The organism is Okeanomitos corallinicola TIOX110, from assembly GCF_038050375.1.
GTDB classification, from domain to species: Bacteria; Cyanobacteriota; Cyanobacteriia; order Cyanobacteriales; family Nostocaceae; genus Okeanomitos; species Okeanomitos corallinicola.
This window is the reverse complement of sequence record NZ_CP150886.1, coordinates 109,285-128,934: the sequence shown is the minus strand read 5'-3', so window position 1 is coordinate 128,934 and position 19,650 is coordinate 109,285. Positions and strand designations below refer to the sequence as shown.

Annotated in this window: 4 protein-coding genes (1 of these 4 only partly in view); 3 read left to right on the top strand and 1 reads right to left on the bottom strand. The window is 34.8% G+C overall.

Annotated elements, in window-relative coordinates:
* The first annotated feature begins 460 nt into the window (after positions 1-460).
* The 3 genes from WJM97_RS00475 (at position 461) to glcD (ending at position 3,234) form a co-directional block, all read left to right on the top strand.
* Complete coding sequence (locus tag WJM97_RS00475) at positions 461-850, top strand: hypothetical protein (RefSeq protein ID WP_353931125.1); 390 nt, start codon at positions 461-463, stop codon at positions 848-850.
* Positions 851-996: 146 nt separating this feature from the next.
* The gene (msrB, locus tag WJM97_RS00470) at positions 997-1,491 is read left to right on the top strand and encodes a peptide-methionine (R)-S-oxide reductase MsrB (RefSeq protein WP_353933249.1); all 495 of its coding nucleotides are present in this window, start codon (positions 997-999) and stop codon (positions 1,489-1,491) included.
* 270 nt (positions 1,492-1,761) lie between these two features.
* On the top strand, positions 1,762-3,234 hold the full coding sequence (gene glcD, locus WJM97_RS00465) for a glycolate oxidase subunit GlcD (protein WP_353931124.1): 1,473 nt from the start codon (positions 1,762-1,764) through the stop codon (positions 3,232-3,234).
* 226 nt (positions 3,235-3,460) lie between these two features.
* On the opposite strand, the gene WJM97_RS00460 is transcribed toward glcD, so the two are convergent.
* Positions 3,461-19,650 carry the end of a non-ribosomal peptide synthase/polyketide synthase gene (locus tag WJM97_RS00460; RefSeq protein ID WP_353931123.1) on the bottom strand. Its footprint extends 20,836 nt past the window's final position, so only the last 16,190 of its 37,026 coding nucleotides appear in the window; its start codon lies beyond the right edge, outside the window; its stop codon occupies positions 3,461-3,463.

Sequence of the window (19,650 nt, the reverse complement as noted above, 5' to 3'; positions counted from 1 at the left end):
TTGAACAGACTATTAGTAGTCAAGCAACCTGACTTATGAGGCTGATTCGGGAATTGCTGTTATTAACAGTATTCACTCGTGAATAATCCGTCGAACAGGTGATTTACCTGTGCAAAAATCTGTAAATTATTTGATTACTTTGGAATTTTAAATCATGTAAACAACTAATAATTAATTTAAGTTACAGCAATAATATAGGAATCCGGTTTGATTTCTGAAAAGATACGTAGGGTGCGTTAGCGATAGCGTAACGCACCATTATCCAGGGTTTGGTGCGTTACGAACTTCGTTCTAACACACCCTACAATACCTAATTTTTTCAAAAATAAAATAGTAATCCTATAGTAAGTAAGTAGACGAGAATAAATCAAACTAGATTAAGTAATATAAAAAATTTTGAGATGATTCCTCACTACAAATTTTGAATTATTAAGTCCGTTCTACTTAGAATCAATTAACCATGAACCTACAAGAAACTCAACTCCAAATTTATCAACTCAAACAACAGATGACTTTAACTCTAGATACTCCTAAATCTGTAAAGTTACAAGTCAAAAATATCAACTTAATTCAGAAACAACTACGAGCTATTAAAAAAGAGCTTAATTTAGCCATTCGAGAAATTAATCAACAGGCTACACAAACTACTCCTGATAGTATTATTTCTGTTGGGTTAGATTTGTTTGGTAAACGCAAGTTAGCTGGACAATTAAGACAAAGTACCCGCAGGGCTATTCAGTTAGAGAAAATTAGCTTGAGACAACCGTACATGGATGTTAAAGATTATATTGACCAGGTGCTTTTAGAAGGAGATAAATTGAAGTTACAAGCAGAACAATATTTATCTTGATGTTCTGAGTCGGAAAAATGCTGACAGATGAAAGCTACTCTGGCTTTATGAGAAAGACATCAACAACGTCAAGGTAAACGGTAAAATTGTAAAATTAATTTGGCTGTTTCCGTTGCTTGAATAGGAAAATGGCAAATAATAGATATATGGACAAACGTCATTTTTTACAAATTGGTGCTGTATTACTCGGCACTGCCTTTTTTTCACGTTATATCAATGGGAGTTCGGAACCTATGGCATCTGCGGATACTAAGTTTGAAGTTACTAAGACTGATGCGGAATGGAAGACGATTTTGACGCAAGAACAGTTTGATGTTCTACGTAAACATGGCACTGAACGCGCCCATACTAGCCCGTTAGATAAAACTTATGACGCTGGTACTTATGTCTGTGCTGGGTGTGGACAGGCTTTGTTTACCTCGGATACTAAATTTGACAGTCGGACTGGTTGGCCTAGCTTTTTTCAACCGATTGAGGGGGCAATTGGCACGACTGTAGACCGTTCTTTCTTCATGACTAGAACTGAAGTTCATTGTAGCCGTTGTGGTGGGCATTTGGGTCATGTTTTCAATGATGGCCCCAAACCTACTGGTTTACGTTACTGTATGAATGGTGTTTCTTTGAAATTTGAACCTGCTTAATTCAGGTGACAGTTGAGAAAATTAAAGATTAGAAAATATCTCAACATTGCTTTTTGTGGTGCGGGCATCTTGCCCGCTAATAACGAGTCAAGATTGCTGAAAAAGAACATCTTATTGATAAGAATAGAAGATTTATTTATTAGCTAGTGAATACAAAAAATAGTGTTTAATAGCTTAATAATTTATCTAAAAAACCCTCCTCCTTCAGGTGGCGACTCTGCGCCTGGAGCGTGAGAAAATAAAAACATCTACCACCAATAAAAAACCATTATGCTAACCCAAGAAAAAACCCAAATCAATTGGAAACCCATCATCAAAAAATTCATCGCCGTCCTTGGTGAAAAAGGCGTAGTCCAACGCAAAGAAGAACTATTAACCTATGAATGTGACGGTTTAACCAGCTATCGTCAACAACCCCCAGTCGCAGTATTACCCCGCACTACCGAACAAGTAGCAGAAATTGTCAAAATCTGTAATCAATATTCCGTTCCTTTCATCGCTAGAGGTTCAGGAACAGGTTTATCAGGTGGTGCTTTACCATCAACAGATTCAGTTTTAATAGTCACATCTTTAATGCGGCAAATTCTCAAAATTGACTTAGAAAATCAACGTGTAGTTGTCCAACCAGGGATAATAAATAGTTGGGTAACACAAGCGGTTAGCGGTGCTGGTTTCTATTTTGCACCAGACCCTTCTAGTCAAATTATCTGTTCAATTGGTGGCAATATTGCCGAAAATTCTGGGGGTGTTCATTGTTTAAAATATGGTGTCACAACTAATCATGTTTTAGGTTTAAAAATTGTGCTTCCTGATGGTTCAATTGCTGATATTGGGGGACAAATTCCCGAAATGCCTGGTTATGATTTAACAGGTGTATTTGTAGGTTCAGAAGGAACTTTAGGAATTGCGACGGAAATCACTTTAAAAATTCTCAAAACTGCTGAATCAATTTGTGTTTTATTAGCAGATTTTACCAGTGTGGAAGCTGCCGCCGCTAGTGTTTCTGATATTATTAGTGCGGGGATTATTCCTGGTGGGATGGAAATGATGGATAATATTAGTATTAACGCTGTAGAAGATGTTGTTGCTACTAATTGTTATCCCCGTGATGCAGAGGCAATTTTGTTAGTAGAAATTGATGGTTTAGAAGTAGAAGTTGCAGCTAATAAAAAGCTTGTAGCAGAAATTTGTAAACAGAATGGGGCGCGAAATATTACTTCTGCCTCTGACCCAGAAACGCGGTTAAAATTATGGAAAGGTAGAAAGGCAGCTTTTGCAGCAGCAGGACATATCAGCCCTGATTATTATGTCCAAGATGGGGTAATTCCTCGGACGCAATTACCCTATGTTTTGAATGAAATTGAAGCTATAAGTCAAAAATACGGTTATAGAATTGCTAATGTATTTCATGCGGGAGATGGTAATTTACATCCTTTGATTTTATTTGATAATTCTATTCCTGGAGAGTTGGAGAAGGTGGAAGCAGCAGGGGGTGAAATTCTCAAATTATGTGTAAAAGTGGGTGGTAGTATTTCCGGTGAACATGGCATTGGTGCAGATAAAAAATGTTATATGCCAGATATGTTTAGTGATGCAGATTTGGAAACTATGCAATGGGTAAGGGCAGTTTTTAATCCTCAAGGTTTAGCTAACCCTGGGAAAATTTTTCCCACACCGCGTACCTGTGGGGAAGCTGCTAAAGTTTCATCACATCAACAATTTGCTGGGGTGGATAGGTTTTAATTACAGCAGCTTTCAGCTATCAGCTTGAAAATCCTTTTGGTATAAGGTTTTGTGATGTAAATTTGTACCTCATTTACGTGGAAACTGCTGTAATTTGATACAGTACGGTGTAATGAGGTATACTTTGGGCGGGCAAGATGCCCACCCCACAAGAGTTTGATTATTAAAGTAAGGATGAAACCCAACTTTTTCAATCAAGATTTTTGGATGTTGGGTTTCACTTTGTTTAACCCAACCTACTTTTGATGTAGGTGTTTAATTTGGCTGCTAAAGTTTGTACGTGGGGTGGGGTCATCATGGTGATATGGTTTCCGGGGACAAATTGTAGGTCTACGGGTTGACTTGCGAAGGGTGTCCATCCCCATGTGTCATCTGTTAAGAGTTCTGATGGGAAAGCGGACTGTTCTTCTGCGGACATTTCACTAGCGCGGAATAAGGTGATGGGTATGGGGGTAAATTGTTGTGGTGCATATTCAATGTTGTTGTTAGCTTTGTAGGCTTGTAATAAGTTTTCTATGTATTGGGTGTTGGCATTGGGTGGGAGTATATCTAACATTTGCAGATATTCGAGGACGTATTTTATTTGTTGACTGGGTGCTAGGGAACGCAGAGTTACACTGTCTATTTCTATATCTTTGGCGAAAGCTGTCTGTAAACTGTTGGCGATGCTAATTAACCATGTTGTATCATCAGCTTCTTCACCTCTGCCATAGTTGATAGGTGCGTTGGTGTCTAAAATTGCAAGTAAGGCTACTTGTTCACCTTGTTGTATTAATTGTTGTGCAATTTCAAAGGCAACTTTTCCACCGAAGGAGTGTCCACCTAAGTAATATGGTCCGTGAGGTTGTACTGTTTGTATGGCTTGAATATAATATGTTGCTATTTCTTCGACTTTTGTTATGGGTGCTAATTCTCCGTTTGTACCTTGTGCTTGGAAACTGTAGAATGGTTGGTTTTCACCTAAAGCACGGGCTAAATTGTGGAAGTAGTAAGGGAAACCACCAGCACCGGGAACACAGAAAAATGGTGGTTGAGTACCACGAGTTTGCAGTGCTACTAATGGTGAATTTTGAGAGTTAGTATTTTGTTGAATTTTGGTGAGGGTAATTGCTAATTCTTCTATTGTCGGATGTTGGAAAAGTGCAGCTAAGGGAATTTCTTTTCCTATTTTTTCTCTAATTTGTGCCATTAAATAAGTAGCTAAGAGAGAATGACCTCCTAAGTCAAAGAAATTATCTTTTACTCCCACATTTTCGACTTTGAGAATTTCATTCCAAATTTGTGCTAATTGCAATTCTAAATCTGTACGGGGAGCAACAAAGCTATCTATATGATGGGTGGGAGTTGGTACACTCAAAGCACGTCTATCTATTTTTCCATTAGGTGTTAAAGGTAAAGATTCCAAAATTACAAAGGTATTAGGAATCATATAATCTGGTAGTTTAGCTTTGAGGAATTGACGCAGAATATTAGGAGTTGGTGTTTGTTGTGGTTGGGGGACAATATAAGCAACTAAACGTTGGTCTCCAGGGGTATCTTCTCTAACAATTACACAAGCAATTTGTACATTTTCTTGTTGACTGAGTAAGGTTTCAATTTCTCCTAATTCTATTCTGAAACCTCTAACTTTAACTTGGTTATCTATCCGACTAATATATTCAATATTGCCATCTTGTAAATATCTTACTAAGTCCCCTGTTTTATAAAGTTTGGTTTTACCATTATCAAAGGGGTTAGCAATAAATTTCTCAGCGGTTAATTCTGGACGGTTTAAATAACCTTTTGCTAAACCTGCACCACCTATATGTAATTCTCCTGGTACACCAACTGGTACTGGTTGTAAGTTTTGGTCTAATACATAAAACTGAGTATTATTAATTGGCCGACCGATGGAAATTAAATCATTTTCTGGTTTGATTTCATATACAGATGACCAAATTGTAGCTTCAGTTGGTCCATAAAGATTCCACAAACTCGCACCTTGGTTAGATAATTTTTGAGCAAGGTCTCCAGGTAATGCTTCACCACCACAGAGTATTTTTAAGTTGCTCAAATCACAGTTATTTTCTAACAGTAATCTCCACGTTGCTGGGGTTGCTTGCATGATGGTGGTTTGAGAATTAAGCAGTAATTCAGCTAATTTTTGACCATCTATAGTTACTTGACGACTAGCAATAATTAAACGAGCGCCTACAGTCATCGGTAAGAAGATTTCTAAAGCTGCAATATCAAAGGAAATTGTCGTTACTCCTAAGAGTATATCTTCTTGGGTAATTCCTGGTTGTTGCTGCATTGCTGTCAAGAAATTAACCACAGCATGATGAACAATTTGTACACCTTTAGGTTTACCAGTTGAACCAGATGTGTAGATAACGTAAGCTAAATTATTTCCTCGTACTTGAGTAGATAAATGATTTGCACTTGCTTGAGAAATGATATCCCAATCACTATCTAAACAGATGATTTGTGCTTGGTTTGTGGGTAAATAATTAACTAAATTTTGTTGTGTGAGTAAAAATCTCACCTGTGCATCTTCGAGGATAAATTGTAAACGTTCTGTAGGATATTCAGGGTCCAATGGGAGGTAAGCACCACCAGCTTTTAATATTCCCAAAAGTCCAATTACCATTTCTAAAGAACGTTCTACAGATATTCCTACTAAAACATCTGTAGTTACTCCTAAAGAATGTAAATAATTTGCTAATTGATTAGCTTTTTCATCTAATTCTCTATAGGTTAATTGTTGATTTGCAAATACTACCGCTACCGCATCCGGTGTTTTTTGAACTTGCTCCTCAAATAGTTGATGAATACATTGATATTGAGGATATTCTACTGTTGTATGATTCCAGACGATGAATAATGTTTGTTTTTCTGTTGCTGTGAGAATTGGTAATTGATTAATTCTGGTTTGGGGATTTTCGACAATTGCAGATAATACAGTTATTAAATTACCTGTCATTCTCTCAATGGTACTACTATCAAATAGGTCAGTATTGTATTCCCAACCTCCTCTAATTCCGGTAGTAGTTTGTTCCATTGATAATGTTAAATCAAATTTAGCGGTGGTGGTTTCTATTGCTAATGCACTCACTTCTAAACCTGTTAATTCTGTATCTGATATTGGTGCATTCTGAAGAATAAACATCACCTGGAATAACGGTGTATAACTCAAATCCCGTTCTGGGTGTAATGCTTCCACCAACATTTCAAAGGGTAAATCTTGGTGTGCGTAAGCTGATAATGCGGTGGTTCTAATTTGAGTTAATAATTCATTAAAACTGGGATTTTCTGAGAGTTGAGTTCTGAAGACTAAGGTGTTCACAAAGAAACCAATTAACCCTTCTATTTCTCTTTGGTTTCTATTTGCAATGGGAGAACCAACTAATATATCTGTTTGTCCTGTGTAGCGATAAAGCAAGATATTATAAGCTGCAAACAGTGTCATAAATAAGGTGACACCTTGCTTTTGACTAAGTGCAATTAGTTGATTACTTAACTCTTCAGAAAGTGCAAATTCTTGATAACTTCCCGCAAAGGTTTGTACTGCTGGTCTAGGTCTATCTGTGGGTAATGGTAAGAATTTAGGTGCGGTTTCTAATTGTTGTTTCCAGTAATTTAATTGTCGTTCTAAAACATCACCTTGTAACCAGTTTCTTTGCCAAATTGCAAAGTCAGCATATTGTATTGGTAAGGGTGTTAATGGTGATGGTTGATTTTGTAAATAAGCATTATAAACTGTTGCTAATTCACCGACAAACACACCCATAGACCAACCATCAGAAACTATATGGTGCATACAAATTAGTAACAGGTGTTCAGTTTCTGATAGCACTACTAATGTAGCTCTAATTAAGATATCATCTGCTAAATTGAAGGGTTGAATTAATTGTTGTTGCAGTAATTCTTGACCTGTTGTTTCTGCTGCTTCTAGTGGTAAATGTTGTAGGTCAATTATTGATAATTGCCAGTTAATTTGTTGCTGAATAAATTGGGTAGCTGTTCCTAAACCTGCTCTAAAGTTGGTGCGTAATGATTCATGACGATTGATGATTTCTTGCAAACTTATTGCTAAAGTGGGAATTGACAGTTGACCTGTTAATTTTAATGACACAGGTAAATTATAGGAAGAACTCAAGGGTTCTAATTGGTCTAAAAACCATAATCTTTGTTGGGCAAAAGATAGGGGTATTTCAGTATTTTCTAATCTGGGTAATATCGCTGGTGCTGCAAGTTGTAATTCTTGTTTTTGTAGTTGCTCGATTACTTGTGCTAATTGGGAAATTGTTGTTTCTGTAAATACAGTTTGTAAAGCTATTTCTACTTGCAAACTATCACGAATGCGGGAAACTAATTGTGTTGCTAATAATGAATGTCCACCTAATTCAAAGAAGTTATCATTAATTCCCACTCTATCAACTTTTAATACTTGTTGCCAAATTGTGGTTAATATTTCCTCGGTAGGTGTGCGTGGTGCAAGATAATTATCTACAATTTCTGTATTTATTGTTGGTGCGGGTAATGCACGTCTATCTATTTTTCCGTTTGCTGTCAAAGGTAAATTTTCCAAATATACAAAAGCACTGGGTATCATATATGTTGGTAATTTACCTTTTAAATATCGTCTGAGTTCGCTGGTTTCTAAGGAGTTTTCACAAACTATATAAGCGAATAACCGTTTATCTCCGGGGTTATCTTCACGAACTATTACACAAGATGCTTGAATATCTGAATTTTGACTGAGTACGGTTTCTATTTCTCCTAACTCAATTCTAAAACCTCGTATTTTAACTTGGTTGTCAATTCTTCCCAAATATTCAATGTTTCCATTTTCTAAATATTTTACTAAGTCCCCTGTTTTGTAAAGTTTACTGTTTCCATTATCAAAGGGGTTAGGAATAAATGTTTGTGCGGTAAGTTCTGGACGGTTTAAATATCCTTTTGCTAAATTTTGACCACCTATATATAATTCTCCTGGTACTCCTATGGGTACGAGTTGCAGGTTTTTATCTAATATATATACTTTGGTGTTGTCTATTGGTTTTCCAATGCTGGGTGATGTTTGTTGTTTTTGTGGTTCTAATATGCAAGATGTTGTAACTACTGTATTTTCTGTTGGGCCATAGTTGTTGACTACTGCAAATGGTATTTTTTCTGTTGGATGTTGAGTTAATTTATCTCCTCCTGTGAGTAAATATCTTAATTTTGGTTTTAATTTTGTATTCTCGTTTTCCCAGTCTAATTTTAATAGTTCTTGGGTGATGGGTGTGGGTACGAAGCTAACTGTTATTTGATTTTCTGTTAACCATTGTTTGAGGTTTTCTGGTGATACTAATATTTCTTTTTTAACTAGATATAATGTTGCACCTGCGGTTATATATGGCCATATTTCCCAGACTGCTGCATCAAACCCTGTTCCTGCTAGTTGAGTAGCTTTATCTGCTGATGTAATTTTAAATTGTTTTTGATGCCAATTTACCAGGTTTGTGAGTCCTTTATGGGTTATTTCTACTCCTTTTGGTGTTCCTGTTGAACCACTTGTATATATTATGTAAGCTAGGTTATTTGATGTAATTTCTACGTTGATATTTTCTTGACTGCTGTTATTAATTCTTTCCCATTCTGTATCTAAACAAATTGTATTAATTTGTTGATTTTCTATTTGTTGTTTGAGGTTTTCTTGTGTTAGTAAGATGTTGATTTTTGCATCTTCTAACATATAATTTACCCGTTCTTTTGGATATTCTGTGTCTATTGGTAAGTAAGCAGTTCCCGCTTTTAATGTTGCTAATATCCCTATTATCATTTCTAGGGAACGTTCTATATATATTCCTACTATGCTATCTGCACCTATTCCCAAGGATGTTAAATGATGTGCTAGTTGGTTCGCTTTTTCGTTTAGTTCTGAATAGGTTAATTGTTGATTTTCAAATATTACTGCTGTTGCATCTGGTGTTTTTGCAACTTGTTCTGTAAATAGTTGAATTACTGTTTTTTCTGGATATGTTGTTTCTGTGTTATTCCAATTAATTAATAATGTTTGTTTTTCTGGTTCTGTTAATATTGGTAGTTGGTGTATTTCTGCTGTTGGGTTTTCTACTATTTCTGATAACAAAGTTTGAAAATGTCCCAACATTCTGGTAATTGTTTCTGCATCAAAGTGACTATTATCATAACTAATCTTGATAATTAATTGTTCACCAGGGCCAGAAATAATAGTCAAGGGATAATTAGTATGTTCAATTCCTCTGGAATTAGTAATAGTTAATTTTGCGTCGGTTTCGACATTATTAGAATCAATGGGATAATTTTCAAAGACGACAATACTATTAAATAAACCAGTACCTCTAGGAACTTCACTCCATCCTTGAATTTCCACTAATGGAGAATGAGCAAACTGTTCTGAGTCTATCTGTTGCTGTTGTAATTGCTTCAATAAAGATAAAACATCAATATTTTCTGCAACTTGTAATCTCACAGGTAAGGTATTAATAAACAACCCTACCATTGACTCTACACCAGTCAAAGATGGAGGACGACCGGAGACAGTTGCACCAAAGACTACATCATTTTCTTGACTGTAACGAGATAATAATAAACCCCAGACACCCTGCACTAAATTATTCATTGTTAATTGATGCTGTCTGATAAATTCTGTTGCTACTTTTGTTTTTTCAACTGTTAAATAGGCAATTTGTTCTTGATATGCAGACTGTTGACGATTTGATAAGGGTGTATCTACGACTAAGGGAGTTGGTGATTCAAAACCACTTAATTTATTTTGCCAAAATTCCTGGGCTAAATTTTGTTGTTGTTGTTCCTGTAACCAAGCAATATAGTTACTGTAATTAATGGTTGGTTTTAATTTAGTATCTACACCTTCAGCAATTGCATGATAATAATTAAACCAATCTTCCCACACTAAAGGTAAAGACCAACCATCAAGTAATATGTGGTGGAAGTTCCACACAAATTGATAGCTTTCATCACTCAATTGCAGTAAATACAATCTCATCAATGGAGTTTTATCAAGTTGGAAACTTTGTTTTCTTTCATCCTGTAAAAACTGTTCTATTTGTTGTTCTTGTTCTGTTGTTGATAAATTTCTCCAGTCTTGAATTTCAACGTTTATAGTTACATCTTTCTGCACAACTTGTACAGGTTCACTTAATGATTCCCAAATAAATGCAGTGCGGAATATTTGATGATGATTTACTAATTTTTGCCATGCTTTACTAAAAGCTGTTACATTCAAATCACCATTAAATGTACAGGTGATTTGTTCAAAATATACACCCTCACTTAAAGCATATAAACTTTCAAATAACATCCCCGACTGCATTGGTGATAAGGGGTAAATATCCTCAATATTCTCTAAGTTGAGTTTAGCTACAATTCCATCTAATTCTTGTTGATTCAGTTTTATTAATGGGAAATCTGAAGGTGTATATCCTACATTCTCTGGTTTTAAACAATGATTAATGATTGTTTGTAGTGTAGTAATAAATTCATCTGCGATATTTTCAACTGTTGTTTGTTCATGAATGTTATTACTATAAGTCCAGTTAATTTGTAACTGTTCATCTGCAATTATCGCATTTACATCTAATAGGGTTTCTCTGTTTCCTAATAAACTTTGGAATTGTCCACTAGACTCTTCCGCAGATGATAACAACGATGATGTATTTAAGGTTTGGGTAAATTGTCCTAAATAGTTAAAGCTAATTTCTGCTTGTGCTAATTTTTCCAGTTGGTTACTAATTTCTGCATCACTCAAATAACGCAGTACACCATATCCGATACCTTTATTGGGTATTTGTCTCAGTTGTTCTTTTACTGATTTGATGATGTTTCCTAAGTTGTTATTACTGTTAAAGTCTGCATTTTCAACATTTACAACTACAGGGAACATAGTTGTAAACCATCCAATGGTTCTAGATATATCTACACCATCAAGTATATCTTCTCTTCCATGTCCTTCTAAGTTGAATAATACAGATTTTGATTTTGTCAACTTACTCAAAACCAGAGTTAATGCTGTTAATAAAATATCATTAATCTGTGTTTTGTACGCTTTTGGTACTTGTTGTAATAATGCTGTTGTTTCTTCTTTGTTTAATGATACTGCAATGTTTTGAGTTGATGATAAGGTGTTTTCACCTTCTTTATCTACAGGAATTGATTTAATTGCACTGTTTGATTTATTTACCCAATAATCAATTTCTGATTTTAATGTTTCTGTTTGTGCATATTCTGATAACTTCTCACTCCAGGTTTTAAAGGATGTGGTTTTTGCTGGTAGTTGGATTTTCTGATTTTGATTTAGTTGTTGATATCCTGTTTCTAGGTCTTCTAATAATATTCTCCAAGATATTCCATCTACTACTAGGTGATGAATTATTATTAATAGTCTTCCTGGTTGATTTTCTCCTAGTTTAAATAATCCCACTTTGACTAGATTAGATTCTAGGTCTAAACTTGCTTGCAGTGTATCCGCTGTGGTTTCTATTATTTCTGTTTTTTCTGTTTCTGTAACTTCGGAAATATCAAAGTATTCAATTTCAAAAGTTTCTATTGGTTCACTATGTGTTGCTTTCCATTGATTTTCTGTTTCTGTAAATCTCAATCTTAAAGCGTCATGATGATTGATGATTTCTTGCCAAGTTTTCTCTATTTTATTTCTATCTATTTCTGCTGGTACTGTTAGTAAAAATGCTTGGTTAAAGTGATGGGTTTCTGGTCTATTTTGCTCCAAGAACCATTTTTGAATTGGTGTTAAGAGGAAGTTTCCACTAACTGTGACCTGTTCTATTTCTAGGGTTTTAATTGTTCCTGCTACTGCTGCTAATTCTCCTATGGTTTGATTCGCAAATAGCTGTTTTAATGTGATTTCTATTCCCTGTTGTTTGGCTTTTGCTATGATTTGAATACTGAGAATTGAGTCTCCACCTAGTTCAAAGAAGTTATCATTTATTCCTATTTTTTCTATTCCTAATACTTGTTGCCAAATTTCTGCTAGTTTGGTTTCTATTTCTGTTTTTGGTGCTATATATTTTTCTTCTATTTCTAGATTAAAACTAGGTACAGGTAAAGCACGTTTATCTACTTTTCCGTTGGGTGTTAATGGTAAATTGTCCAGATACACAAAGTTACTGGGTATCATGTATTCTGGTAGTTTTCCTTTTAAATATTGTCTCAATTCGTTGGTTGTGAATTTTGTTTCTGAGACGATATAAGCTACTAACTTTTTATATCCAGGGTTATCTTCTCTAACTACAACTACTGATGTTTGTACATTTTCATTTTGATTGAGAACTGTTTCTATTTCTCCTAATTCTATTCGGAAACCTCTTATTTTAACTTGGTTATCTATCCGACTGATATATTCAATATTTCCATCCGCTAAATATCTTACTAAGTCCCCTGTTTTATAAAGTTTGGTTTTCCCATTATCAAAGGGGTTATTTATAAATGTCTGTGCTGTTAATTCTGGACGGTTTAAATAACCTGTAGCTAAACCTGCACCTCCTATATATAATTCCCCTGGTACTCCTACTGGTACTGGTTGTAAGTTCTGGTCTAATACATATATTTCTGTGTTAGAAATTGCTTTTCCTATTGGTATTGTTGTTGCTTCTTCGGCAATTTCTTCTACTAAATACCATGTTGTAAATGTGGTGTTTTCTGTTGGTCCGTAGACGTGTAATAGATTTTCTGGTTTGCCTTTTTTAACTATTTCTTGCACCCATTTAATATCTACTGCTTCTCCTCCAAATAATAAATAACGCAGTGTACTAAATGTTGTTGGTTCTGTTTTTGCTATTTGGTTAAATAATGCTGTTGTTAGGAATAATACACTAATTCCTTCTGTTTTTATTCTGTTAGCAAATTCTCTCGGTGATAGTGCTGTTTCTTTGCTTATTCCTACTAATTTTGCTCCGTTTAATAATGCTCCCCATATCTCAAATGTTGCTGCGTCAAATGCTGAGTTTGATGCTTGTGCTATTATGTCTTTTGCTCCTATTTGAATGTAATTTGTGTTGACAACTAAGCGGTTTACTCCTTTGTGTTTTACACTGACTCCTTTGGGTTTTCCTGTTGAACCTGATGTGTATATTACGTAAGCTAAACTCTCTGAGTTTGTCTGTGTACTTGGGTTTTCTTGTATTTGATTTTCTATGTTTTCTAATTCTCGCTCATAGCAGATAATTTCTGCTTGGTTTTCTAGCAGGTTATTAACTAATTTTTCTGTTGTTAATATGACTTTGATTTCTGCATCTTCGATAATTGCTGTTAGTCTTTCTTGGGGATATTCTGGGTCTAATGGTACGTAAGCACCACCAGCTTTTACTATTGCTAATAGTCCTATTACCATTTCTAGAGAACGTTCTACAGATATTCCTATTAAGGTTTCTGCTTTCACTCCCAAGGATATTAAGTGATGCGCTAGTTTATTCGCTTTTTGATTTAATTCTGAGTAAGTTATTTGTTCATTTCCATAAACTACTGCTATTGCATCTGGTGTCTTTTTAACTTGTTCCTCAAATATTTGATGAATACATTTATCCGCAGGATATTCTGTTTTTGTTTTGTTCCATTCTTTTAATAATTGCTGTTTCTCTGTTGCTGTTAATATTGGTAGCTTGTTAATCTGTTCTTGAGGAGTTTCTACTATTACTTCTAATAAAGTAGTAAAATGCCCTATCATTCTTTCAATTGTGCTGCTATCAAATAGGTCTGTGTTGTATTCCCAAACTCCAATTAGTCCTGTAGCAGTTTGACTCATTGATAGAGTTAAATCAAATTTTGCTGTGGTGGTTTCTATTTCTAACCCACTCACATTCAACCCTATTAAGTCTACATCTGACATTGGTGCATTCTGAAGCACAAACATCACCTGAAATAATGGTGAATGACTCAGGTCTCTCTCTGGTTGCAATGCTTCCACTAACATTTCAAAGGGTAAATCTTGATGTGCATATGCTGATAATGCCATTGACCGAATTCGAGTCAATAATTCATTAAAATTGGGATTTCCTGATAGTTCTACACGTAAGACGAAAGTGTTAACAAAGAAGCCTATTAACCCTTCTATTTCACTGCGATGGCGGTTAGCAATGGGAGAACCTACTAATATATCTGTTTGTCCTGTGTAGCGACTTAGTAGTAAATTATATGCTGCGAACAAAGTCATAAACAAGGTAACACCCTGTTCTTGGCTGAGTTTTTTTAGTTTATCTGTAAGTTCTGCTGATAATGCAAATTCTTGATATGCTCCCGCAAATGTTTGTACTGCTGGTCTCGGTCTATCTGTTGGTAAATCCAGGAATGTTGGGGCATTTTCTAATTGTTTTTTCCAGTAATTTAATTGTCTTTCTAAGACTTCTCCTTGCAACCAGTTTCTTTGCCAGATAGCAAAGTCTGCATACTGAATTGGTAGTGGTGCTAATGAAAGTTCTTGACCTTGAACATAAGCATTATAAAGTGTTGCTAATTCTTCAGACAACACACCCATTGACCAGCCATCTGAAATTATATGGTGCATACATATTAATAACAGATGTTCGGTTTCTGAAATTACTATCAATGTTGCTCTAATTAAAGCTTGATTTGATAAATTAAATCCTTGAATTGCTTGTTGTTTTATTAATTTTTTGCCAGTTGTTTCTGCTTCTTGTGCTGATAAATGCTGTAAGTCAATTCTTGAGATTTTCCAATTTGTGGATGTGTAGATAATTTGCTCGGCTTTTCCTTCTCTTGCTTGGAAGTTGGTATGTAAAGCTTCGTGGCGATTAATGATTTCAATTAAGCTGTTTTCTAAGGCTGCAAATGCCAGTTTTCCTTGCAAACGCAAAGCTATGGGGATGTTATATGAAGCACTATTTGGCTCGAACTGGTCTATAAACCATAACCTTTGTTGTGCATAAGATAGCGGTAATTCTGCATTCTCTACCCTTGGTAATATCGCTGGTACTGCAAGGTTTAAATTTTCCTGTTGTAATTGCTCAATTAATTGTCCTAATTCAGCTACTGTCGCTTCTGCAAACAAAGTTTGCAATGGTAGTTCTACCTGGAAACTACTACGGATACGGGAAACTAATTGTGTTGCTAATAATGAATGTCCACCCAGTTCAAAGAAATTATCATGAATTCCTACACGTTCTACTTTTAGCACTTGAGCCCAAATTACTGCCAGTATTTCTTCTGTGGGTGTGCGTGGTGCTATATATTTTTTTTCTATTTCTGCATTGATATTTGGTACAGGTAAAGCGCGTTTATCTACTTTTCCGTTGGGTGTTAATGGTAAATTGTCCAGATACACAAAGTTACTGGGTATCATGTATTCTGGTAGTTTTCCTTTTAAATATTGTCTCAATTCTTTTGTTGTGAATTTTGTTTTTGAGACGATATAAGCTACTAACTTTTTATATCCTGGTTTGTCTTCTCTAACTACAACTACTGATGTTTGTACATTTTCATTTTGATTGAGAACTGTTTCTATTTCTCCTAATTCAATTCTGAAACCACGAATTTTAACTTGGTTATCTATCCGACTGATATATTCAATATTTCCATCTGCTAAATATCTTACCAAGTCCCCTGTTTTATAAAGTTTGGTTTTACCGTTGTCAAAGGGGTTAGGGATAAATGTTTTTGCTGTCAGTTCAGGACGGTTTAAATAACCTGTAGCTAAACCTGCACCTCCTATATATAATTCCCCTGGTACTCCTACTGGTACTGGTTGTAAGTTCTGGTCTAATACATATATTTCTGTGTTAGAAATTGCTTTTCCTATTGGTATTGTTGTTGCTTCTTCGGCAATTTCTTCTACTAAATACCATGTTGTAAATGTGGTGTTTTCTGTTGGTCCGTAGACGTGTAATAGATTTTCTGGTTTGCCTTTTTTAACTATTTCTTGCACCCATTTAATATCTACTGCTTCTCCTCCAAATAATAAATAACGCAGTGTACTAAATGTTGTTGGTTCTGTTTTTGCTATTTGGTTAAATAATGCTGTTGTTAGGAATAATACACTAATTCCTTCTGTTTTTATTCTGTTAGCAAATTCTCTCGGTGATAGTGCTGTTTCTTTGCTTATTCCTACTAATTTTGCTCCGTTTAATAATGCTCCCCATATCTCAAATGTTGCTGCGTCAAATGCTGAGTTTGATGCTTGTGCTATTATGTCTTTTGCTCCTATTTGAATGTAATTTGTGTTGACAACTAAGCGGTTTACTCCTTTGTGTTTTACACTGACTCCTTTGGGTTTTCCTGTTGAACCTGATGTGTATATTACGTAAGCTAAACTCTCTGAGTTTGTCTGTGTACTTGGGTTTTCTTGTATTTGATTTTCTATGTTTTCTAATTCTCGCTCATAGCAGATAATTTCTGCTTGGTTTTCTAGCAGGTTATTAACTAATTTTTCTGTTGTTAATATGACTTTGATTTCTGCATCTTCGATAATTGCTGTTAGTCTTTCTTGGGGATATTCTGGGTCTAATGGTACGTAAGCACTTCCAGCTTTTACTATTGCTAATAGTCCTATTACCATTTCTAGAGAACGTTCTACAGATATTCCTATTAAGGTTTCTGCTTTCACTCCCAAGGATATTAAGTGATGCGCTAGTTTATTCGCTTTTTGATTTAATTCTGAGTAAGTTATTTGTTCATTTCCATAAACTACTGCTATTGCATCTGGTGTCTTTTTAACTTGTTCCTCAAATATTTGATGAATACATTTATCCGCAGGATATTCTGTTTTTGTTTTGTTCCATTCTTTTAATAATTGCTGTTTCTCTGTTGCTGTTAATATTGGTAATTCTCTAATTTTTGCTGTAGGAGTTTCTACTATTGCTGATAACAGGGTGATGAAATGTCCTATCATTCTGTTGATAGTATCTCTGGCAAATTTGCTGGTATCATAGCTAATATTTAAAAGCAATTGCTCACTAGGAACAGCTATTACAGTCAGCGGATAATTTGTATGTTCAATTCCCTGGGAATTAGTGATAGTTAAACTATCGTCATCTTCTCCAATATCAGAACCAATTGGATAATTTTCAAACACAACCAAACTATCAAATAAAGACGTACCTCTCGTCACATCACTCCATCCTTGAATTTCCACCAAAGAACAATAAGAAAACTGTTCAGACTCCACCTGTTGCTGCTGTAATTCTTTTAATAAAGACAAAACATTATTATCATCTGAAACCTGAACTCGCACAGGTAAAGTATTAATAAATAACCCCACCATTGACTCCACACCAGGTAAAGATGGAGGACGACCAGAAACAGTAGAACCAAACACTACATCATTTTCTTGACTGTAACGAGACAACAACAAACCCCAGACACCTTGCACCAAATTACTCATCGTTAATTGATGCTTTCTCACAAACTCTGTCGCTTTATTGGTTTTCTCAACTGATAAATAAACAACTTCTTCTTTATATTCACTTTGTGTTTTTTGACTTGATAATGATTTCTCAACCACTAACGGAGTTGGTGCATCAAAACCACTAAGTTTTTCTTGCCAAAATTCTTGTGCAGCATCTTGTTTTTGCTGTTGTAACCACTCAATATAATTTCGATAATTGAGACTTGGTTTATTAACAGTTTCCACACCATCAATTATTTCTTGATAGAACTCAAACAAGTCCTTAAACACCAAAGGTAAAGACCAACCATCCAATAAAATATGATGATGACACCAGACAAATTGATAACTCTCATCACTTAATTGTAGTAAATACAATCTCATTAATGGAATTTTGTCAAGTTTAAATCCTTGTTTTCTTTCCTCTTCTAAAAATGTTTCTATTTCTGTTTGTTGTTCTGATAACTCTCTCCAGTCTCTAATTTCTACACCTAAATCTACCTGTTTATAAACCACTTGCACAGCTTGACTGAGAGATTCCCATATAAATGCAGTCCGGAAAATAGAATGACGATTGACTAATTTTTGCCATGCTTTTTCAAAAGCTTTAATATTTAATTCACCATTGAAAGTACAGGTTATTTGTTCAAAATACACACCACCTTCCGGTGCATACAAACTTTCAAATAACATCCCTTCTTGCATTGGTGACAAGGGATAAATATCTTCAATATTTTGCCAGTTTAGTTTACCCAGTTTACCTAAAACTCCATCTAATTCTGGTTGTTTGAGTTTTATTAACGGGAAATCAGAAGGTGTATATCCTACATTCTCTGGTTCTAAACAATGGGTTATTATCTCTTGCAGTGCTGTAATAAACTCTTGCGCTATTTTCTCAACAGTTGTTTTTTCATGAATATTATTACTGTATGTCCAGTTAATTTGTAAGTGTTCTTCTGCAATGATAGCGTTAATATCTAGTAAATTTGAACGTTGACCTACTGAACTTTGGTCTTGTCCACTAGACTCATCCGCAGATGATAGCAAAGATGATGTATTTAATGTTTGGGTAAATTGTCCTAAGTAGTTAAAGCTAATTTCTGCTTTGGGTGTTTTTGTTATTTGTTTTTTAATGCTTTTATCTTCACTCAAATAACGCAATACACCATATCCAATCCCTTTGTTCGGTATTTCTCTTAATTGTTCTTTGACTGATTTTATGGTGTTTTCTAAGTTATTGAATTCTGTTTTTTCAATATTTATAACTACTGGAAACATGGTTGTAAACCATCCAATAGTTCTGGATATCTCTACACCATCTAAAATATCTTCTCTACCATGTCCTTCTAAATTAAACAACACAGATTTTGAGTTTGTCCATTTACTCAAAACTAACACTAATGCAGTTAATAAGATATCGTTTATCTGTGTTTTATATGCTTTTGGTACTTCTTGTAATAATGCTGTTGTCTCTTTTTGGTTTAATGATACTGCTATATTTTGAGTTGATGATAAGGTGTTTTCACCTTCTTTATCTACAGGAATTGATTTAATTGCACTGTTTGATTTATTTACCCAATAATCAATTTCTGATTTTAATGTTTCTGTTTGTGCATATTCTGATAACTTCTCACTCCAGGTTTTAAAGGATGTGGTTTTTGCTGGTAGTTGGATTTTCTGATTTTGATTTAGTTGTTGATATCCTGTTTCTAGGTCTTCTAATAATATTCTCCAAGATATTCCATCTACTACTAGGTGATGAATTATTATTAATAGTCTTCCTGGTTGATTTTCTCCTAGTTTAAATAATCCCACTTTGACTAGATTAGATTCTAGGTCTAAACTTGCTTGCAGTGTATCCGCTGTGGTTTCTATTATTTCTGTTTTTTCTGTTTCTGTAACTTCGGAAATATCAAAGTATTCAATTTCAAAAGTTTCTATTGGTTCACTATGTGTTGCTTTCCATTGATTTTCTGTTTCTGTAAATCTCAATCTTAAAGCGTCATGATGATTGATGATTTCTTGCCAAGTTTTCT

Coding starts and splice junctions, on each gene's coding strand:
- WJM97_RS00475 (WP_353931125.1), top strand. CDS start 461: ATGAACCTACAAGAAACTCAACTCCAAATTTATCAACTCAAACAACAG.
- msrB (WP_353933249.1), top strand. CDS start 997: ATGGACAAACGTCATTTTTTACAAATTGGTGCTGTATTACTCGGCACT.
- glcD (WP_353931124.1), top strand. CDS start 1,762: ATGCTAACCCAAGAAAAAACCCAAATCAATTGGAAACCCATCATCAAA.